Origin of the sequence: Mesorhizobium sp. M0833, from assembly GCF_040319905.1 — a bacterium.
GTDB lineage: Bacteria > Pseudomonadota > Alphaproteobacteria > Rhizobiales > Rhizobiaceae > Mesorhizobium.
The window spans coordinates 117,628-137,882 of the sequence record NZ_JAMYOQ010000002.1 but is presented as its reverse complement, the minus strand read 5'-3'; the positions used below and the strand labels follow the sequence as shown (position 1 = coordinate 137,882).

The window sequence follows — 20,255 nt, the reverse complement described above, 5'->3', positions numbered from 1 at the left end:
GGCTCTCGGGCCGCCATCCCCAAGCGGATCAAATCATAATTGAAGGAGGCCGCCATGGCGCCCCGCGTTCTCGTCTCAGACAAACTTTCCACCACCGCCGTGCAGATCTTCAGGGATCGCGGCATCGAGGTCGACTATTTGCCGGATCTCGGCAAGGACAAGGAAAAACTGCTCGAAGTGATCGGCCAGTATGATGGGCTGGCCATCCGCTCGGCGACAAAGGTCACGGAGAAGCTGATCAACGCCGCGACCAGGCTGAAGGTCGTGGGCCGCGCCGGCATCGGCGTCGACAATGTCGACATCCCGGCGGCGAGCCGCAAGGGCATCATCGTGATGAACACGCCTTTCGGCAATTCGATCACCACCGCCGAGCATGCCGTCGCCATGATCTTCGCGCTGGCCCGCCAGATACCGGAGGCCAACGCCTCGACCCATGCCGGCAAATGGGAAAAGAACCGCTTCATGGGCGTCGAGATCACCGGCAAGACGCTCGGCATCATCGGTTGCGGCAATATCGGCTCGATCGTCGCTACGCGCGGCGTCGGCCTGAAGATGCACGTCGTCGCCTTCGACCCGTTCCTGTCGGACAGCCGCGCCGAGGAACTCGGTGTCGAAAAGGTCGAGCTCGACGAGCTGTTCGCCCGTGCCGACTTCATCACGCTGCACACACCGCTTACCGACAAGACACGCAACATCATCGACGCCGCGGCGATCGCAAAGATGAAGACCGGCGTGCGTATCATCAACTGCGCCCGTGGCGGGCTGATCGTCGAGGCCGACCTGATCGCGGCCTTGAAGAGCGGCAAGGTGGCCGGCGCCGGCATCGACGTGTTCGAGGTCGAACCGGCGGAGAACAACGCGCTGTTCGGCATGGAGAATGTGGTGGCGACGCCGCATCTCGGTGCCTCGACGATGGAGGCGCAGGAGAACGTCGCGCTGCAGGTCGCCGAGCAGATGTCGGACTATCTGATCAAAGGCGCTGTCTCCAATGCCATCAACATGCCGTCGATCACCGCCGAGGAAGCGCCGCGGCTGAAACCTTTCGTCAAGCTCGCCGAAGTGCTCGGCGCCTTTGTCGGACAGGTCACCGAGGATCCGATCAAGGAGGTCGAGATCCTGTTCGACGGCTCGACCGCGACGATGAATACGCGGGCGCTGATCAGCGCTACTCTTGCCGGGCTGATCCGGCCGCAGGTCGCCGACGTCAACATGGTGTCGGCGCCGATCATGGTGAAGGAGCGCGGCATCATCGTCGCCGAGGTCAAGCGCGACAAGTCGGGCGTGTTCGACGGCTATATCAAGCTAACGGTCAAGACCGAGCACAGGACGCGCTCGATCGCCGGCACCTGTTTTTCGGACGGCAAGCCGCGCTTCATCCAGATCAAGGGCATCAATCTCGACGCCGAGGTCGGTCAGCACATGCTCTACACGACCAATGCCGACGCGCCCGGCATCATCGGCCTGCTCGGCACGGTGTGCGGCGAGAACGGCGTCAACATCGCCAATTTCCAGCTCGGCCGCAACCGGCCGGGCGGCGATGCCATTGCGTTGCTCTATCTCGATGCGCCGTTCCCGGAAGACGTGTTGGCGCAGGTGCGCTCGCACAAGTCGATCGACTCGGCCAAGCGGCTGCATTTCGACGTCGGCGCGGCCTGAAATTCGATCGCCCCGTGTGCAGCAGCACGCGGGGCGCTTCCATGGTCGTTGACGGACCGCAGTGAACCGTCGCGGCAAGCGACTTCATTCAGCAGCGGATACCGCCATCTTCCGTCCGCTGTATTCGGCGAGGCTGATGCCGCCCAGCACCAGTGCGAGAGCCAGCGCCTGATAAAGCTGGAATGTCTCACCGACAATCAGCACCGACAGCAGCGTACCGAAGATCGGCACCAGATTGATGAACAGGCCGGCCCGGTTGGCGCCGATCAGCTCGTTGCCCCTGATATAGAAGATCTGCGAGATGACCGAAGCACCGATGGCAGTATAGAACGCGACAGCCCAGCCGCGGGCGTCGGGGACGATGACCCTGCCGGCGGCAATCTCCCACAGGAAGAAAGGCAGCGATGTGATGAGTGCGGCAACCGACAGCGCCAGCATCAGGCTCTGCCAGCGGATGACCGGCTTCAGCCGCAACCCCACCGAATAGAAGGAGTAGCAAAGCACGGCGACCAGCATGATCGCGTCGCCGAAGTTGAGATCCAGCTTGAGAAGCTGGCGCAGGTCGCCATGGCTCGCTGTCACTGCGACGCCGATGATGGTCAGCACGACGCCAGCGATCTGCACCCGGTTCACCCGCAGGCGAAACAGCACGAAATTGGCGATGATGATCACGATCGGTATCGCCGCCTGCTCGATCGAGACGTTGATCGCCGTCGTGTAGTTGAGCGCCGTGTAGAAGATCGCATTGAAAAAGGCGAAGCCGCAAGCGCCGAGCCCGCCAAGCAGCAACCAGTGCCGACGCACCACTGGCCAGTCCTCGTGCAGCGTTCGCCAGCCGATCGGCAGCAGGATCAGAACGGCTAGAATCCAGCGCAGGAAGACCAGCGTCATCGGTGAAATGTGGTCGACCGCCAGCTTGCCGGCCACGGAGTTGCCGCCCCACAGCAAGGTGGTGAACAGCAGGAACAGGTAGGCGGCTCGATGCATCGTGACATTCCGGCCAGGCAGAGGGAATTTGACGTCGGTGTGGGACTATTGCGACCGCTAGCCCAAGTAAATGATGTCAAAGGCGAAAATTGTTGTGCCTCCGAGCGTTTTGGGCGGCAAAGAGTGGTCGCGCTCGCCGGGTCTTGACGCTATAGAGCGACGTGCGTGCAATTGGACGCTACAAGTACGCGTCGGAAGGCTCTAATCCTCGCGTCGTGCTTTTCCGAAAATCGATTTCGATTTTGGGGGCCGATGCGATAGAGGCCTGTCGTTTCGAACTGTTTTCAAGCTGCTCGTGCGGCGTCTCAAGGGAAAAGAAATATGGCCAATGTGGTGGTCGTCGGCTCGCAATGGGGCGATGAGGGCAAAGGCAAGATCGTAGACTGGCTGTCGGAGCGCGCCGACGTTGTCGTGCGCTTCCAAGGCGGCCACAATGCCGGCCACACGCTGGTCGTCGACGGCAAGGTCTACAAGCTGTCGCTGCTGCCGTCCGGCGTGGTGCGGCAAGGCAAGCTGTCCATCATCGGCAATGGCGTCGTCTTCGATCCGCACGCTTTCGTCGCGGAGGTTGCGAAATTGAAGGCGCAGGGCGTCGAGGTGACGCCAGACCGCCTGAAAATAGCCGAAAACACCGCGCTTATCCTGTCCTTGCACCGGGAGCTGGACGGATTCCGCGAGGACGCCGCGTCCAATTCCGGAACGAAGATCGGCACGACCCGCCGCGGTATCGGTCCCGCCTACGAAGACAAGGTGGGCCGGCGCGCGGTCAGGGTGATGGATTTGGCGGATTTGGAAACGCTACCCTTGAAGGTCGACAGGCTGCTGACGCACCACAATGCGCTGCGGCGCGGGCTTGGCCATGCCGAAGTCACGCATGAGGCGATCATGAGCGAGCTGATTTCCGTCGCTGACGAGATCCTGCCCTATATGGACCGCGTCTGGAAAATCCTCGACGACAAGCGCCGCGCCGGCGAGCGCATCCTGTTCGAGGGCGCGCAAGGCACGTTGCTCGACATCGATCATGGCACCTATCCGTTCGTCACCTCGTCAAATACCGTTGCCGGCCAGGCCGCTGCCGGGTCCGGTGTCGGCCCGGGCGCCATCGGCTATGTGCTCGGCATCACCAAGGCCTATACCACGCGTGTTGGCGAAGGCCCGTTTCCGACCGAGCAGAAGAACGAGATCGGCGAGTTCCTGGGCACGCGTGGCCATGAATTCGGCGTCGTCACCGGCCGCAAGCGCCGCTGCGGCTGGTTCGATGCCGTGCTGGTCCGCCAGGCCGTCGCCGTCAACGGCATCAAGGGCATTGCGCTGACCAAGCTCGATGTGCTCGATGGGCTGGACGAGATCAAGGTCTGTACCGGCTACCGACTCGACGGCGAGGCGATAGATTACCTGCCGGCCAGCCAGGGTGCGCAGGCCCGCGTCGAACCGGTCTACGAAACGTTGGAGGGGTGGAAAGGTACCACCGCCGGCGCGCGCAGCTGGAACGATCTGCCGGCCCAGGCGGTGAAGTACGTCCGCCACATCGAAGAGCTGATCGGCGCGCCGGTCGCACTCCTTTCCACCAGCCCTGAACGGGACGACACGATACTTGTGACCGATCCGTTTCAAGACTAGTTTCTCAGCCTTTCCGGGCATTGCGGCTGATTTGCGGGGGCCGGCCCAGAAACAAACTGCAGGTCGACTGAAGCATGGTAGATTTTGTTGGTGCCCTGAAAAAGACGCTAGACAAGCTTGATAAGCCGTCGGCGGAAGTGCGCGCCAAAGTGTATGACATGGCGCGTTCGACGATCGCGAAGAAAATTGCCGAACGCGATCCGCCGTTTGCGCCGTCGGATGTCGCCAGGCAGAAGCGCGCACTCGAAGACGCCATCGCAAGCGTTGAGCGAGAATATGCTAAACCGGCACCGGCATCCGATCCGCTGGCGGAACTGGAGGACATCTTCTCCTCCATCGACCGCAACAAGAACCAGCCCAGCCATGTCCGGCAGCCGGCAAAGACCGAGCCAGCAACGACCGGGCCAGCAAAGACCGGGCCGGCCCAGACTGGGCCGGCATGGCAGTCCACGCCCGCCAAGGCGGTGCCGAACTGGCAAAAGCCGCAGCCCGTCGCTCTTCCTCAAGAGCGCGCTGGTCCGCCGCCGTCCGATATGGATCTTCCGACGGCCGATGACCAAGACAGCGTTTTTCGGGGCGACGACTTTTCCAACGACGGCGGCCCCGCGGAGGACAGGTTCCAGCGACTCCATCCTGCCGAGCGCAGGCGCAGCTATGGCGGCGTGATCGCCGCCGCCATTGCCCTGCTGGTCATTGCCGGTGGCGGTTATGGCATCTGGCTGAACAAGGATGCGTTCGGCAGCATGCTCGGCCTCGACGAGACCAAAGCCGTCGCCACCGAACCGCTGGTAAAACCAGCCCCGGCCAAGCCGGTGGCCGATGCGGCCGTACCGGCCGCCGCGCCTCCGACGGAGGCCGGCGAGGGCGCGAAGTTCACGCAGCGCCTTACGCCCGAGGGCCACGAAGTCGATCCCGGCCCCGCGGCCGGGCAGGCGGGCATCGGCGAAGGCGAATCCGTCGCCGCACTGACCACGCCGCCGTCGGCCGCTCAAGCGCCGGCCACCTCGGCACCCGCCGCACCGGCACCGGCCGCACCCGCCGACACGCAAGGCACGGCCAATGCTCCAGCAGTCGATGGGTCGGCTGCGCCAACGCCCGCAACGCCGCCCGATGCTGCAGCTACTCCGCCAGCCCCTGCAACGGCCGCCCCACCGCCCGCGACGGCAGCGGCACCGACGGCAGTTCCGCCGCAAGCCGCGTTGGCCGTCGGCCAGAAGGCGATCTTCTACGAGGAGCGCACCAGCACCGCTCAAGGCTCGGCCGAGCCCGGCAACATCGTCTGGTCGCTGGTGCAGGAATCGCCCGGCGGCGACCTGCCGCCAGAGCCGGCGATCCGTGCCGAGGCAACCATTCCAGGCAAGGATATCCAGTTGCGCATGACGATCCGTCGCAACACCGACCAGACGCTGCCGGCCAGTCACATCATCGAGATGATCTTCCTGACGCCTAATGGCTTCGAGGGCGGCGGTGTCGACAACATCTTGCGTGTCGCCATGAAGGGCTCCGAGCAGGATGCCGGCAGCCCGCTGATCGGCATCCCGGCCAAGATCGCCGACGGTTTCTTCCTGGTTGCGCTCAACGACACCAAGGCGGATGAAGACGCCAATCTGACCTTGCTCAGAGGTCAGGACTGGATTGACGTGCCGGTCGTCTACAAGACCGGGCGGCGGGCGCTGCTCACCATGGAAAAGGGAATTCCCGGCGAGAAGGTGTTCGACGAGGCGCTGAAGGCCTGGCAGACAAAGACGGCGGGGTGAGGCCGGCTCACCAGCCCAACGCCTCCTTGGCTCTTGGAACAGCATGTCGAGCGCGCTCACGATGTCTTCGTGATGCCTGGTCAGATTCAGTCGGCTCTCGCCCAATTCCGTCGCCGCAACCGTGGCGATCAAATGGGTGGCCATGACCAATTTCCGACCATTGATCTCGAAAACGGGATGGAGCCTTCGCATTGGTGATGGCGCCATCGCAACCGGCAGCAGCGGGACGACCACCCGGGTCTTGAAGTGGTCGAGCAGATCGGCCTGGACGTCGAGGAGATAGCCGCCTTCGATGCTACTCGCGAAGACGTCGTAGCGCGCCATCAGAATTGCCGATGTTCTGCCAGCGAATACCGTGTTTTTCGACATATTCGTTCCACGCATCTATCGTCGCGCGGTTCTCAAGCTTCCACAGCCGCGTCTTCTCGGCGGCCACTGCCTCTGCGATGCCGGCTTCAGCGGCGCGCGAGACATTCACATCGAGCCCCTTGGCTTCCTTCATGAGCTTTGAGTCGATCGACAGATTTGCCGGCTGACGAACCGCATTCACAGCTATCTTGCGCATGATCACCTCCGCAGCATGCGCATAATATATGCGCACTCCTGTCTAGCCGCAACGACAAGGTGCTTGAACTCGCGAATTACCCCTCCATCTCCTCGCGCAGCATCTCGAGTTCCAGCCATTCCTCCTCGAGCGCTGCCAGTGTGACGCGCTCCTTGTCGAGCGCGGCAATCGTCTTCTGGAACGAGGCCGGGTCGCGCTCGTAATAGGCCGGATCGGCGATATTGTTCTCCAGCCGCGAGATCGAGGCCGACACCGCCTCGATCTTCCTGGGTAAGGTTTCCAGCGCGAATTTCTGCTTGAACGACAGTTTCCTGGCCGGGCCCTTGGGAGCGACCGCGTCGCTCCTGCTTGCACCCGTCGCCTCGCTGGTCTCTGCCTTCGGCCGCGCCTTGCGGTCGTCCAGCCTGGTGCCGCCGCGCTGCGCCAGCATGTCGGAATAGCCGCCGGCATATTCGATCCAGCGGCCGTCACCATCCGGCGCGATGATGCTGGTCACGGTGCGGTCGAGGAAATCGCGATCGTGGCTGACCAGGATCACCGTGCCGGCAAAGCCGGCGACCAATTCCTGCAGCAACTCCAGTGTCTCCATGTCGAGGTCGTTGGTCGGCTCGTCGAGCACAAGCAGGTTTGCCGGCCGCGCCAAAACGCGGGCGAGAATCAGCCGTGCCCGCTCGCCGCCCGAAAGCTCGCGCACCGGCGTGCGCGCCTGTTCCGGCTTGAACAGGAAGTCTTTCATGTAAGAGACGACGTGGCGCTGTTCGCCATTGATGACGAGGTTCTCGCCGCGACCGTCGGTGAGATACTGCGCCAGTGTCTCCTGCGGGTCGACGGCCTCGCGCTTCTGGTCGAGTGTGGCGATCTCCAGATTGGTGCCGAGCCGCACCGTGCCTGCGTCCGGCTTCAATTCGCCGGTCAGCATCTTCAACAGCGTCGTCTTGCCAGCGCCGTTCGGCCCGACCAAGCCAACGCGATCGCCGCGCTGGATGCGGGTCGAAAATCCCTTGACCACGATCAGATCGCCAAAGCTCTTCTCGATGTTCCTGGCCTCTATCACCAGCTTGCCGGATTCGGCGGCGTCGCTGGCTGTCATCGTCGCCGCACCCTCGGCGCCGCGATGACCGCGAAAGCGCTGGCGCATGGTCTGCAACTCACCGAGCCGGCGCATGTTGCGCTTGCGCCGCGCTGTCACGCCATAGCGCAGCCAGTGCTCCTCGCGCACGATCTGGCGACCGAGCTTGTGCTGCTCGCGCTCTTCCTCCTCCAGCACCGTGTCGCGCCATTCCTCGAAACAGCCAAAGCCCTTGTCGAGACGGCGGGTCTGGCCGCGGTCGAGCCAGATTGTGGCGCGTGACACGCGCTCGAGAAAACGGCGGTCATGCGAGATGACGACCAGTGCCGAGGAGGTGCGGGCAAGCTCCTCCTCCAGCCATTCGATGACCGACAGGTCAAGATGGTTTGTCGGCTCATCGAGGAGGAGAATGTCGGGCTCCGGCGCCATGACGCGGGCGAGTGCCGCACGCCTCGCCTCGCCGCCGGAGAGGTCGTTCGGCCGTTCTTCGCCGGTCAGGCCGAGATGCTCCATCAGATAGGTGGCGCGATAGGGATCGTCGGCGGGCCCGAGCCCCGCCTCGACATAGGCGCGGACGGTCGCAAAACCTTCCATGTCGGGCATTTGCGGCAAGTAGCGCACGGTTGCCGAAGGCTGGCGGAAGACTTCACCGTCCTGCGGCTCGATCAGCCCGGCGGCGATCTTGAGCAGCGTCGACTTGCCCGAACCGTTGCGGCCGACCAGGGCGATCTTGTCGCCAGCTGAGGCCGTCAGGGCGGCACCGTCGAGCAGCGGCGTGCCGCCAAAGGTCAGCTTTATCCCGTCGAGATTGAGAAGCGGCGGTGCCATGTCAGCTTTCAGGTAAGGGAAAAGGATGCGCGAGCAGCAGCGCGCGGCCGCTGGCCAGCGCGATTTCCAACCGGCCCCTGACCTCGTTGGAAATGGTCAGCGACGAGCCGAACGCAACCTCGACATGGTCGAGCGGCCATTTGGCACCGGTGACGCTCAGGCCGGCGAGATCGGAGAAGCCGAGCACCGAAAACAGCGTGCCGTCGGCATAGTCGAAGCCAGTCTTTCCGGGCAGCAAGGGAATGCCTTCCTGTGCGCCGCTGGTCAAAAGCACGTCCGTCCCGCCTTCCGCCAGCCGGACGCTCAGCGCCAGATGCAGGAAGATGTGATCGGTGCGTTTGCCGCCGAAAGCACCTGCGAGCACAAGGCTGGTCGCGCCGCGTTCGAGCGCGGCGGCGATAGCGAGTTCACCGTCGGTCTTGTCCTTTTCGGCGGAAAACACCTGCCGTGGCACAGCGGCCAGATCCTCCGGCAACTCGGCAGGCACGGAATCGAAATCGCCGACCCAGAGTTCCGGCCTCAGGCCCAGCATACGGGCATGGCCGATGCCGGCATCCGCAGCGATGACGCGCGAGCCTTCGACCTGGCGGTCGAGCAGCGGCGTGCGGATGAGATCGCCGCCAAGCAGGATGGTGAATTTGCTCATATCTCGTGGCCCTTACCAGCCCTGCCCCAGAAACGGAAGAATGAAACGGAAGATGAAACGGCAGACGAAACGGAAGGCTGGGCTTTGGATGCCCGGCAAACTTCCGCTTGCGCGGCACTTCGGCCGGGCCTATGTGTCGAGACGCTCTAACGGGGTGCCGGACGCGATCTTCGCGGACCGGCTGAGAGGCAAGACTGCCAACCCGCTGAACCTGATCCGGTTTGTACCGGCGGAGGGATTAGACGTTTCGGACAGCCCGACGCCTCAATTCCTTTCAACGCGAACGAAGGAGGCGCCGATGCGCAGTTTTTTCCACTCTCTTGTCCCGATTGTCCTGCTTGCGGCATCCGCGCTCGCCCTGCCAGGGCAGGCATCGGCACAGGATAGACTGACCATCTATACCTATGAAAGCTTCACCGCCGATTGGGGTCCGGGACCGGCGGTGAAGAAGGCCTTCGAGGCCGAGTGCAGTTGCGTCATCGAATTCGTCTCGGTCGCTGACGGCGTGGCGCTGCTCAACCGTGTGAAGCTGGAAGGGGCCGCCACCAAGGCCGATATCGTGCTTGGCCTCGATACCAATTTGACGGCGGACGCCAAGGCAACCGGCCTGTTTTCGCCGCATGGCACCATATCGGATGTCAGCGTGCCGGGCGACTGGCGCGACGATATTTTCGTGCCGTTCGACTATGGCTATTTCGCCGTCGTCTACGATACCGAAAAACTGAAGAACCCGCCGAACAGCCTCAGGGAATTGGTCGAGGGCGATGCCGGAGAGAAGATCGTCATCCAGGACCCGCGCACCTCGACGCCGGGCCTTGGCCTGCTGTTGTGGGTCAAGTCGGTCTATGGCGACAAGGCGCCCGAAGCCTGGGCCAAGCTCAAGGCAAAGGTGCTGACGGTGACGCCAGGCTGGAGCGAGGCCTACGGTCTGTTCACCAAGGGCGAGGCGCCGATGGTGCTGTCGTATACCACGTCGCCGGCCTACCACATGGTCGCCGAAAACACCGAGCGCTACCAGGCGGCGTCCTTCGAGGAAGGCGAATACCTGCAGATCGAAGTTGCGGGGATCACCACCAAGGGCGCGAAGAACCCGCTGGCGGAAAAGTTCATCGCCTTCATGACCGGACCGAAATTCCAGGATGTCATTCCCGAAACCAACTGGATGTTCCCGGCCGGCAAGACCGACAAGCCGCTCAATCCGGCGTTCGACAAGCTTGTCAAACCGACCAAGACCTTGCTGTTCAGCCCGGAGGACGTCGCGGCCCACCGCAAGGCCTGGGTCGATGAGTGGCTGGCGGCGATGAGCAAGTAGCTTTGGCCGATTGATCGAAGATGATCGCTCTACGGCGCCCCCCTCTGTCCTGCCGGACATCTCCCCCACAAGGGGTGAGATTGGCAGTTTCAGCGCTCCGCTCATTCCAGCAACATCGGCGACTGGCGAAAGCCGCCGTGCCGTCCGATCTCCCCCCTTGTGGGGGAGATGTCCGGCAGGACAGAGGGGGGCGCGAAGGAACGCAATCCTCACTAAGAATCTCGAATCTGGTGGTCTAGCGTGCAACGCGCACCATCATCTGACTCCCGCATCACCGCCGGCATCGTCGCGCTCGCCGCCATCGCGTTGCTGATCGGCGGTGCATTCACCGGGCTCGTCGTCGAAGCCACACGTGACCCGTCCGGTGTCGCCTCCGCCTTCGATTCGTATCTCTTGCGTATCGTCCGTTTCACGCTCTGGCAGGCTCTGCTGTCGACCCTGCTCTCCGTCGCGCCAGCGCTGTTCGTCGCGCGTGCCCTGTCGCGGCATCCACAGTTTTTCGGGCGAGGCTTTATCCTGCAGCTTTTCGCCGTGCCACTGGCGCTGCCGGCCATTGTTGCCGCACTCGGTGTCTTGGCGCTCTATGGCCGCGCCGGCTATTTTGCCGGCACGCTGGGCGCGCTAGGCGGCCAGAGCTGGCCCGGCATCTATGGCCTGTCGGGCATACTCGTCGCCCATGTCTTCTTCAACCTGCCGCTGGCGACGCGGCTGTTCCTGGAGGCGTTGCAGACCGTGCCGGCCGACCAATGGCGGCTGGCGGGCCAGCTTGGCATGGGTGCTGTGCCGGCCTTCCGGCTGATCGAATCGCCGCCGCTGCGTGCGGCCTTGCCGGGCGTTGCCGGGCTCGTTTTCATGCTGTGCATCACCTCCTTCACCATCGTGCTTACGCTCGGCGGCGGACCCAGCGCGACGACGCTGGAGGTTGCCATCTACCAGGCGCTGCGTTTCGACTTCGACCCGGCGCGGGCTGTGACGCTGACCCTGCTGCAGATTGCCCTGACCTTCGTGGTCGTGCTGGCCTTGACGCGGCTTGGCGCCAATATGACCGGCGACGCCAATCTGCCGGTGGCGCCGCGCCGGTATTTTTCAGCCGGTGCGGCCGAGACCGTGCTGAACGCGCTGGTGATCGGGCTGGCACTGTTCTTTGTCGCCGGGCCGATGGCGGCCACGCTGGCGGCCGGGCTTGGCGCCGATCTCGGCCGCCTTGCCGGCGAGAGCGCGGTGCGGCAAGCGACGGCGACCAGTGCCGCGCTGTCCGTCTTATCGGCGCTGCTCTCCCTGGCGCTGTCGCTGTCGCTGGTCATGGCGCGCCGGGCGCTGGCGCTCACCCGGCGGACAGGCGGGCGGACGGTGCTCGAACATCTGGCCGACACCGGTGCGGGGTTCGTCCTGGTGGTGCCGCCCATCGTCATCGGCGCCGGCTGGTTCCTCTTCCTGCGCACCGTCAGCGATGTCTTTGCGATCGCCCCTGTCATGGTCGTTGCGGTCAATGCGGTGATGGCGATGCCGTTCGCCATCCGCGCCATCCGCCCTGCCTATGACGCGGCGAGCGAACGCCACGAACGGCTTTGCGCACAGCTTGGCATCTCGGGCTGGAACCGGTTGCGGCTGGTCGACTGGCCGTCGCTGCGGCGGCCGCTCGCCACCGGCTTCGCTTTCGCCATGGCGCTGTCGCTCGGCGATCTTGGCGTCATTGCGCTGTTCGGCAGCGATTCCGTGCAAACCTTGCCCTACCTGCTGCTGGCCCGCATGGGCAGTTACCGCACCGAGGATGCGGCCGGGCTGGCGCTGCTGCTCGGCCTTGTCTGCCTGGCGCTGGTGCTGACCGCGGACTGGATGGGAAGGAGGGAGAAAACATGATGCCGATCAGCCCGGAACGGTCCATTTCGGTGGAAAAAGGCGCGGCCGTGCGGCTCGATAATGTCTCGTTCAGCTATGGTGAAACGCCGCTTATATTCGATGTCGATTTCCCGGCGTCGGAAATCACCGCCATCATGGGGCCGAGCGGTTCGGGAAAGTCGACACTGCTTAATCTGGTGGCCGGTTTCGAGGCGCCACGGTCAGGCCGCGTGCTCATCGGCGGCGCCGACGTCAGCACCGCGCCGCCATCAGCGCGGCCGGTATCGATGGTGTTCCAGGAAAACAACCTGTTTGCCCATCTGTCCCTCGAGCAGAATGTCGGGCTCGGCCGCTCGCCTTCGCTCAGGCTGAGCGAGGCTGACCGCGCCGCAATCGCCGCAGCGCTGAAGCGCGTCGGCCTGGCCGGCAAGGAAAGCCGACTGCCGCGCGAACTCTCCGGCGGCGAGCGGCAGCGCGTCGCGCTCGCCCGGGTTTTAGTGCGCGACCGGCCGGTACTCTTGCTCGACGAGCCGTTCGCTTCGCTCGGACCGGCACTGCGCGACGACATGCTCGACCTGGTGGCCGACGTCCATTCGGAGCAGCGCATGACGGTGCTATTCGTCACGCACCAGCCGGACGATGCGCGCCGTATCGGCCAAAACATGGTTTTCCTGGACGGTGGCACGGTTGCCGCGACCGGCGCCGCCGCCGATTTTTTCGTTGGGGCTGGACCGGAGGCATTCCGACGCTATATCGGCTCGGGTCCGTTTGCAGCTGGATCACGAGATGTTGCCCGGAAGCGGACATAATTTATGGTCAAACCGAAGGAAGGCGAAGCGGCGCTTGCTTGCCATGGTCGAGGTAGTGTGGCTAGGTCCGCCAGGAGCTGGTCCGGCTTAGACCGTGATTTGCCCTTGCTGCCTCGTATCTGTCGGACGCACGAAGGACGCCGTAGCACTTGATTTTGCGCGTGATGCTTTCCGGAAATCGCGCCCGATTTTCGCGGTCACGTCCCGGGACTTGAAAGGAAGCCGATCTGCCGACCGGCATCGACAATCGGAGGGTGAAACCGCTGGCGCGCTTTCTGGCGCTGGCCGGTCTTGCCGTGGCGCTGGCAAGCTGCCAGATGTTCACGCCTCCCGACGTGCAGGAATCGGGCTTCCAGCCCTCCGACAAGCCGATTACGGTCGACAATGTCGCCGCTAACAGCAGGCTCGCCGAACTGGCGAAGGCGCAGCACCCGCGCATCCTCGCCACCTATGGCGGCGAGTATTCCGACCCCAAGCTCGAGCGCATGGTGGCCAAGGTCGTCGGCAGGCTGACCGTGGTGTCGGCCAACCCAACCCAGACCTACCGCATCACCATCCTCAACTCGCCCAACGTCAATGCCTTCGCGCTGCCGGGCGGCTATCTCTACATCACCCGCGGCCTGCTGGCGTTGGCCAACGATTCAGCCGAGCTTGCCGCCGTCATCGCGCATGAGATGGGCCACGTTACGGCCAATCACGGCCTGCAGCGCCAGCAGCTGGAAGCCGAAGAGGGGTTGGCGACCAAGGTCGTTTCGGACGTGCTCGGCGACAACCCGACGGCCAAGGCGGCGCTGATCCGCGGCAAGCTGAGGCTGGCCCAGTTCTCGCGCAATCAGGAGCTGGAGGCCGATGCCATCGGCATCAAGTCGATCGGCGAAGCCGGTTTCGACCCCTACGCCGCCGGCCGCTTCCTGCAGTCGATGTCGGCCTATACCGATTTCCGCTCGATCAGCGGCGCCACCGACGCCAGCCTCGACTTCCTGGCGACGCACCCAAATACGCCGCAGCGTATCGATCTCGCGCAGCGCCACGCCCGCCAGTTCGGCGCGCCCGGTGTCGGGTCGCGCGACCGCGATTCATTCCTTGCCGGCATAGACGGGCTGCTCTACGGCGACACGCCGGAGGAAGGCTATGTGCGCGGCGAAACCTTCCTGCATCCTGGCCTCGGCGTGTCGTTCTCAGTGCCCAACGGCTTCATCATCGACAATTCGGCGGCGGCGGTGACGGCCACAGGCCCGGGCGACATGGCAATCCGCTTCGACGGCGTTTCGATCGACAAGGACCGCTCGCTGACCGACTACATCCGCAGCGGCTGGGTTGCCGGCCTCGACGACAGCAGCGTGCGTCAGGAAACGATCAACGGCAACGAAGCGGCGACCGCGCATGCCGGCGCCGATGGCTGGCAATTCGATATTGCGGTGATCCGCGCCGGCGGCCAGGTCTACCGCTTGCTGACTGCTGCACCGTCGGCCAGCACCTCGCTGAGCATGGTGGCGCGCTCGGTCAGCGGCTCGTTCCGTATTCTGAGTGCAGCCGAGAAGGCTGCGCTGAAGCCGCTGCGTATCCGCATCGTCACGGTGCAGCCCGGCCAGACAATGGGCTCGCTGGCCGCGCAGATGGTCGGCGTCGACCGCAAGCTGGATTTGTTCAGGGTACTCAACGCGCTGTCGCCGGGTGCCGCGGTTTCGGCCGGCGACAAGGTCAAGATCGTCACCGACAAATAGCAGCCGACGCGATTCAGGCTGCGAGAAATTCCGGATTCTGCTTTACCAGCGCCGCCTTGAGCTTTTCCATGGCGCGCGCCTCGATCTGGCGGACACGTTCCTTGGAGATGCCGAGCGTCTCGCCGAGCGCTTCGAGCGTCGCGCCCTCGTCGCTCAGCCGGCGCTCCTCGATAATCCTGAGCTCGCGCGCATTGAGAGCGCCGAGCGCCGTCTTCAGCCAAACCGAGCGGCGTTCGACGTCGATCGTGTCGCCGACGACCTCATCGGGCAGCGGGTCATCCGAAACCAGGAACTCCATCCGCTCGGTTGCGCCCGCGTCGTCGGCAAGCGGCGTGTTGAGCGAGCTGTCCGGCGCCGAAAGGCGGGAATCCATCATCGCCACATCGGCCTCCGATACCCCGAGAGCCGCCGACACTTCGCGGTAGAGCGTGGCATTCGACGTCTGCTCGGCGCCGTTTGCCAGGCGGGCGCGCAGACGCCGCAAATTGAAGAACAGCGCCTTTTGCGCGGAGCTGGTGCCGCCGCGCACGATCGACCAGTTGCGCAGGATATAGTCCTGCATCGAGGCGCGGATCCACCATGTCGCATAGGTCGAGAACCGCACCTCGCGCTCGGGCTCGAAACGGGCCGCGGCCTCCAGCAGCCCGACATGGCCTTCCTGGATCAGGTCGCCCAGCGGAAGGCCGTAGTGGCGAAACCGCGACGCCATGGAAATGACCAGCCGCATATGCGCGACGGTAATGCGGTGCAGCGCGTGCTGGTCATTGTTTTCCTTCCAGCGCAGCGCCAGGAGATGCTCTTCGTCACGTTCCAGATAAGGGGCTTTCATCGCCGCGCGAACCATGGTCCGTCCTGCACTGTCTTCCATCATGCCGCGCTCCTGCTTCAGGCGTTGCGGTGCGATCGAATCGTGAGTTGGCGCCGATGGTTGAAATGGCGGCGCCGCGCCCTACAACAGCGAAGAACGTGCCATGCGGGGGAATGTTCCCCCGGACTGTCATGTCGATTGCGCTGTTCCAGGCGATTCGCCACCGGCCTTGACTCAGCCGGATGGCGCCGGGAACTGCTGGTTGAGAATTGGATTTCAAGGGCGCGAGATTTTTGAAATTTAGTTTCTTATTCCGGCATCGCGCCTCTGTCATTTTCCGGCACTCGCAATGACGCCGGACATCGGCCAAGGACGGGATCACAGAAAAATGAAATGGCTCAAATCGCTTATTATCGCCGGAACGCTGCAGGTTCTGGCCATCGCCGCCGGTCATGCCGGCGCCAATCTCGACCAGATCAAGCAGTCCGGCGTCTTCAAGGTCGGCACGGAAGGAACCTATGCGCCCTTCACCTATCATGATGCTTCCGGCGCGCTCGTCGGCTTCGACGTCGAGATCGCGCGGGCCATCGCCGAGCGCCTCGGCGTCAAAGCCCAGTTCCTCGAAGGCAAATGGGACGGGCTGATCGCCGGTCTCGACGCCAACCGCTACGATGCCGTCATCAACGAGGTCGGCATCACCGAGGCGCGCAAGGCCAAATATGACTTTTCGGATCCCTACATCGCCTCCAAGGCGGTGCTGATCGTGCGTGGCGACAACACCGATATCAAGAGCTTCGCCGATCTCAAGGGCAAGAAGGCGGCGCAGTCGCTGACTTCGAACTTCGGCAAGCTGGCTGAAACCAACGGCGCCGAACTCGTCGGCACCGACGGCTTCGACCAGTCGATCCAGCTTCTTCTTACCGGCCGCGCCGACGCCACCATCAATGACAGTCTGTCCTTCCTCGACTTCAAGAAGCACAAGCCCGACGCCAATGTGAAGATTGCCGCGCAGGAGGAAAACGCCGACTATTCCGGCGTCATCGTGCGCAAGGCCGATCCGGAACTGGTGGCCGCCATCAATAAGGCGCTGGCCGACATCAAGGCCGACGGCACCTACAAGAAAATCGCCGACACCTATTTCGGCCAGGACGTTTCGAAGTAAAACGGCTTTCTCGTGTGGGCCGAACGCCGGCCCGCGTCGTTCATATCGCGGCGAGCTGTCTTTTGACGGCCCGCCGCTTTCGCGTGATGTGAGCGACGGCAATCTGGCAAGGAGGAGCCTTCGTGCCGCACTGGCTGCAATTGATGCTGGAATCCCTGCCTACGCTGCTGTGGGCCGCACTGATCTTCACCGTGCCGTTGACGCTGCTGTCGTTTGCATTCGGTCTTGTCCTAGGCCTGGTTGTGGCGCTTGTCCGGCTGTTCGGTCCCAAACCGCTGGTCGCCGTGGTCCGCTTCTACGTCTGGATATTCCGCGGCACGCCGCTTCTCGTGCAACTGTTCCTGATCTTCTACGGCCTGCCATCGGTCGGCATCCTGCTCGACGCCTTTCCGGCAGCACTGATCGGCTTCACCTTGAACATCGGCGCATATTCGTCGGAAATCATCCGCGCAGTCATCGGTTCGGTGCCCAAGGGCCAGTGGGAAGCGGCCTATTCGATCGGCATGACCTGGGCCCAGGCAATGCGGCGCACCATTCTTCCGCAGGCGGGGCGCGTCGCCGTGCCGCCGCTGTCCAACACCTTCATCTCGCTGGTCAAGGACACTTCGCTCGCCGCCGCCATCACCGTGCCGGAGATGTTCCAGGCGGCGCAGCGCATCGTCGCCACCACCTATGAGCCGCTGATCCTCTATGTCGAGGCAGCGGCTCTCTATCTGGTCATGAGCTCCGTGCTGTCGGCCTTGCAGGCGCGGCTGGAAACGCGGCTCAACCGTTATGGCGGCTTCCTGGAGGCGCGCGCATGATCGGCCTCACCAACATCGAAAAGCGTTTCGGCGACAATTTGGTGCTGAAGGGCGTGACCGTCACCATCGAGGAAGGCAGCGTCACGGCGCTTGTCGGGCCGTCGGGCGGAGGGAAGAGCACGCTTTTGCGCTGCATCAACCTGCTCGAGCTGCCGACTTCAGGCACGGTGCGGATCGGCGACGATGCACTCGAATTCCACCCCGGCGGCAGGGTCTCGACCAGGGATATCCAGCGACTGCGGCTGCAGACCGGCATGGTGTTCCAGAATTTCCAGTTGTTTCCGCATCGCACTGCGATCGAGAACATCATGGAGGGGCTGGTGACGGTGCTGAAATGGCCCAAGGAAAGAGCGCGCGGACGGGCGCTCGCCCTGCTCGAAAAGGTCGGCATGGCGCATAAGGCCGACGCCTGGCCGGCGACGCTGTCAGGCGGCCAGCAGCAGCGCGTAGCGATCGCCCGGGCGCTGGCGCCTTCGCCGAAAGTCCTGCTCTGCGACGAGCCGACCTCTGCACTTGATCCGGAACTGGCGCAGGAGGTGGTCGACGTGCTCGGCAAGCTCGCCAGCGAGGGCACGACCATGGTGATGGCGACGCATGATCTGCGGCTCGCCTCGAAGATCGCGCGGGAAGTGGTGTTCCTCGATGCCGGCAACATCGTCGAACAAGGGCCGGCCGCGGTGCTGTTCAGCAACCCGGAGCGCCAGCGGACCAAGCGGTTCATCGCCACGCTGAAGCAGGAGGCGGAAAGGGAAGGCGGCGGCAAGAGCTAGAATGGCCATTACCGGTCAGCCAAAACAAAAAACCCGGCGCGAGGCCGGGTTTTTCTGATTCGAAGGCGAAAAGGCTCAGGCAGCTTCTTCCTGCTCGGCTTCCTCGTTGTCGGCCTTGGCGCCGCGCTTGGGGCCCTTGTTGAGGTTCACCTCGATGAGGCGGACCGCTTCGGTCTCCGACATGCGGTTGACGGCCGCGATCTCGCGGGCCATGCGGTCGAGGGCCGCCTCGTAGAGCTGGCGCTCGGAATAGGACTGCTCCGGCTGGTTGTCGGCGCGATAGAGGTCACGCACCACTTCCGAGATCGAGATCAGATCGCCGGAGTTGATCTTGGCATCATATTCCTGGGCGCGACGCGACCACATGGTGCGCTTGACGCGGGCGCGGCCCTGCACGACCTTCAGCGCGCGCTCGACATAATCCTCTTCCGACAGCTTGCGCATGCCGATCGAGGTCGCCTTGGCGACCGGCACCTTGAGGCGCATCTTGTCCTTCTGGAAGTCGATGACGAACAGCTCCAGCTTGTGGCCCGCGACTTCCTGCTCATCGATCGAGACGATCTGGCCGACACCATGCGCCGGATAGACGATGTACTCCCCGGTCTTGAAACCGTGGCGCGCTGCGGTGGACTTCTTCTGCGGGGTGATCGTTGCCATTACGCCCTGAACTCCTTGTTGTGGTACCGGCATCGTGCCGGCCCGAACTCGTGCGACCGGGGTGACCGGTCCTTAGCCACACAACGATGAACTCACCGGAAAGGCCAGGACCGGCAAATCGCAACATTGCGAGCGCCTGCCCCAGATCGCTCTGGTCCGGATTGAGAAATTCACCTTTCAGTGATTTGGGGCGTTTGCGCCATAAATCGACGTTGTGTCACCGGCATGTTTGGCTGATATAACACAAAAAGTCGGAAGAATCAAGGTTTTGCTGCACGCGCGAAGGCCACGCGCCGTCGCCGCCTGTCAAGGCAGTTAATGTATCACGTCTGTTAAGCGGCGTCAGGCCGCCGCAGCTGGCCGGCTCGTCAGTCGCCTTCGCCGGGCTCGGGGGAGAAATATTTCTCGAACTTGCCAGTTTCGCCATCGAAAGTTTTAGCGTCGGCCGGCGGCTCCTTCTTGGCGGTGATGTTGGGCCATTTCTCGGCATATTCGGTGTTGATCTGCAGCCATTTGTCGAGGCCCGGTTCGGTATCGGGCTTGATCGCGTCGGCCGGGCATTCCGGTTCGCAGACGCCGCAATCGATGCACTCGTCCGGGTGGATGACGAGCATGTTCTCACCTTCGTAGAAGCAGTCGACCGGACAGACCTCGATGCAGTCCATGTATTTGCATTTTATGCAATTGTCGGTCACGACATAGGTCATTGGTCGGCTCCGGGACGTCCCATTTTGTTGGGCTTTTTTGGTGAGGTAACGCCTTTGTCCGCTGGTGGCAAGGGCGGCCCCTGCCAGCGGTGCCGCGGTTTCCGGAATGAAATTCCGGAAGGCCGGCAAAGCGGGCGTTCGACCTTGCTCAATCGTCGCCGAGCAGGTGGTCGGTCTGGCGGCGTTCCTTCTTCGTCGGGCGACCGCTGCCGGCCTCGCGCAACGGCGGCACCGCATCCGGAAGCCCCTCGCCCTTGGGCGCGGCGGGCGGCGACATGTCCTCGTAGAGCAGGCGGGCCTCTTCTGCCGGGCCACGCCGTACGCCGGTGCCAAGGACTTTCCAGACGAAGATCCGCCGCTCCAGCGTGATGGTCAAAACGTCGCCCGGCCGGACCGTATCGGAGGCCTGCGCTGCTTTGTCGCGATTGATGCGGACGCGTCCGGCGACGACCAGCCTGGCTGCCAGCGTGCGCGATTTTACCGCGCGCGAGAAGAACAGCCACTTGTCGATGCGCTGGCGGGCATCAGTGACCATT

At 63.6% G+C, this 20,255-nt stretch carries 18 protein-coding genes, 1 pseudogene and 1 riboswitch; of the genes and pseudogenes, 10 read left to right on the top strand and 9 right to left on the bottom strand.

The window, feature by feature from the left end; translation table 11 throughout:
• The first annotated feature begins 54 nt into the window (after positions 1-54).
• The gene (gene serA / locus NKH98_RS02800; protein WP_352801689.1) at positions 55-1,656 is read left to right on the top strand and encodes a phosphoglycerate dehydrogenase; all 1,602 of its coding nucleotides are present in this window, start codon (positions 55-57) and stop codon (positions 1,654-1,656) included.
• 84 nt (positions 1,657-1,740) lie between these two features.
• Here the strand turns inward: serA and NKH98_RS02795 are convergent, their stop codons facing one another.
• The gene (locus NKH98_RS02795) at positions 1,741-2,643 is read right to left on the bottom strand and encodes a DMT family transporter (protein ID WP_352896552.1); all 903 of its coding nucleotides are present in this window, start codon (positions 2,641-2,643) and stop codon (positions 1,741-1,743) included.
• Between the two features lie 321 nt (positions 2,644-2,964).
• Here NKH98_RS02795 and NKH98_RS02790 point away from each other — a divergent pair, with 321 nt between their 5' ends.
• Together NKH98_RS02790 and NKH98_RS02785 are read left to right on the top strand one after the other, a co-directional pair.
• Positions 2,965-4,263, top strand: a complete 1,299-nt coding sequence (locus NKH98_RS02790; RefSeq protein ID WP_352476117.1) for an adenylosuccinate synthase — start codon at positions 2,965-2,967, stop codon at positions 4,261-4,263.
• 74 nt (positions 4,264-4,337) lie between these two features.
• Positions 4,338-6,020, top strand: coding sequence for a hypothetical protein (locus tag NKH98_RS02785; RefSeq protein WP_352801694.1), 1,683 nt, complete (start codon positions 4,338-4,340; stop codon positions 6,018-6,020).
• A gap of 93 nt (positions 6,021-6,113) precedes the next feature.
• Here NKH98_RS02785 and NKH98_RS02780 read toward each other — a convergent pair.
• The 4 genes and pseudogenes from NKH98_RS02780 to NKH98_RS02765 all read right to left on the bottom strand — a co-directional run.
• Positions 6,114-6,344 (bottom strand): annotated as a pseudogene (locus NKH98_RS02780) (CcdB family protein); the annotation flags it as partial.
• The gene (locus tag NKH98_RS02775; protein ID WP_352896549.1) at positions 6,316-6,585 is read right to left on the bottom strand and encodes a type II toxin-antitoxin system CcdA family antitoxin; all 270 of its coding nucleotides are present in this window, start codon (positions 6,583-6,585) and stop codon (positions 6,316-6,318) included. The pseudogene NKH98_RS02780 and the gene NKH98_RS02775, both read right to left, overlap by 29 nt.
• A 76-nt stretch (positions 6,586-6,661) precedes the next feature.
• Positions 6,662-8,482 (bottom strand): ABC-F family ATP-binding cassette domain-containing protein, encoded by a 1,821-nt coding sequence (locus NKH98_RS02770; RefSeq protein WP_352896547.1) that lies wholly within the window; start codon positions 8,480-8,482, stop codon positions 6,662-6,664.
• Position 8,483: 1 nt separating this feature from the next.
• Complete coding sequence (locus tag NKH98_RS02765) at positions 8,484-9,128, bottom strand: thiamine diphosphokinase (protein ID WP_352896545.1); 645 nt, start codon at positions 9,126-9,128, stop codon at positions 8,484-8,486.
• Positions 9,129-9,268: 140 nt separating this feature from the next.
• A riboswitch (TPP riboswitch) is annotated at positions 9,269-9,383 on the top strand.
• Positions 9,384-9,426: 43 nt separating this feature from the next.
• On the opposite strand from NKH98_RS02765, the gene thiB reads away from it, so the two are divergent.
• The 4 genes from thiB to NKH98_RS02745 all read left to right on the top strand — a co-directional run bounded on the left by thiB (position 9,427) and on the right by NKH98_RS02745 (position 14,812).
• Positions 9,427-10,440 carry a thiamine ABC transporter substrate binding subunit gene (gene thiB / locus NKH98_RS02760; protein WP_352896543.1) on the top strand — a complete coding sequence of 338 codons (1,014 nt, stop codon included), beginning with the start codon at positions 9,427-9,429 and terminating at the stop codon, positions 10,438-10,440.
• 240 nt (positions 10,441-10,680) lie between these two features.
• Entirely contained in the window at positions 10,681-12,300 is a 1,620-nt protein-coding gene (gene thiP / locus NKH98_RS02755) for a thiamine/thiamine pyrophosphate ABC transporter permease (protein ID WP_352896540.1), read from the top strand.
• Positions 12,297-13,088, top strand: a complete 792-nt coding sequence (thiQ, locus tag NKH98_RS02750; protein ID WP_352896538.1) for a thiamine ABC transporter ATP-binding protein — start codon at positions 12,297-12,299, stop codon at positions 13,086-13,088. Before thiP ends, thiQ begins: the two co-directional genes overlap by 4 nt.
• 254 nt (positions 13,089-13,342) lie before the next feature.
• Positions 13,343-14,812 (top strand): M48 family metalloprotease, encoded by a 1,470-nt coding sequence (locus NKH98_RS02745; protein ID WP_352896535.1) that lies wholly within the window; start codon positions 13,343-13,345, stop codon positions 14,810-14,812.
• Between the two features lie 13 nt (positions 14,813-14,825).
• Here the strand turns inward: NKH98_RS02745 and NKH98_RS02740 are convergent, their stop codons facing one another.
• Complete coding sequence (locus tag NKH98_RS02740; RefSeq protein ID WP_254816490.1) at positions 14,826-15,683, bottom strand: RNA polymerase factor sigma-32; 858 nt, start codon at positions 15,681-15,683, stop codon at positions 14,826-14,828.
• A gap of 325 nt (positions 15,684-16,008) precedes the next feature.
• Here NKH98_RS02740 and NKH98_RS02735 point away from each other — a divergent pair, with 325 nt between their 5' ends.
• From NKH98_RS02735 to NKH98_RS02725, 3 genes are all read left to right on the top strand, one after another.
• Positions 16,009-16,782, top strand: coding sequence for an amino acid ABC transporter substrate-binding protein (locus NKH98_RS02735; protein ID WP_352896532.1), 774 nt, complete (start codon positions 16,009-16,011; stop codon positions 16,780-16,782).
• 122 nt (positions 16,783-16,904) lie between these two features.
• Positions 16,905-17,585: an ABC transporter permease subunit gene (locus NKH98_RS02730; RefSeq protein WP_023721020.1), complete on the top strand. Its 681-nt coding sequence runs from the start codon at positions 16,905-16,907 to the stop codon at positions 17,583-17,585.
• Positions 17,582-18,355, top strand: a complete 774-nt coding sequence (locus tag NKH98_RS02725) for an amino acid ABC transporter ATP-binding protein (protein ID WP_254816493.1) — start codon at positions 17,582-17,584, stop codon at positions 18,353-18,355. The genes NKH98_RS02730 and NKH98_RS02725 overlap by 4 nt, the downstream gene beginning before the upstream one ends.
• Before the next feature lie 75 nt (positions 18,356-18,430).
• On the opposite strand, the gene NKH98_RS02720 is transcribed toward NKH98_RS02725, so the two are convergent.
• From NKH98_RS02720 to NKH98_RS02710, 3 genes are all read right to left on the bottom strand, one after another.
• Positions 18,431-19,012 (bottom strand): CarD family transcriptional regulator, encoded by a 582-nt coding sequence (locus tag NKH98_RS02720; RefSeq protein ID WP_006327799.1) that lies wholly within the window; start codon positions 19,010-19,012, stop codon positions 18,431-18,433.
• Positions 19,013-19,380: 368 nt separating this feature from the next.
• Complete coding sequence (gene fdxA, locus NKH98_RS02715; protein WP_254816494.1) at positions 19,381-19,719, bottom strand: ferredoxin FdxA; 339 nt, start codon at positions 19,717-19,719, stop codon at positions 19,381-19,383.
• A 148-nt stretch (positions 19,720-19,867) separates the two neighbouring features.
• Positions 19,868-20,254 carry an RNA-binding S4 domain-containing protein gene (locus tag NKH98_RS02710; RefSeq protein ID WP_352896529.1) on the bottom strand — a complete coding sequence of 129 codons (387 nt, stop codon included), beginning with the start codon at positions 20,252-20,254 and terminating at the stop codon, positions 19,868-19,870.
• Position 20,255 lies beyond the last annotated feature (1 nt).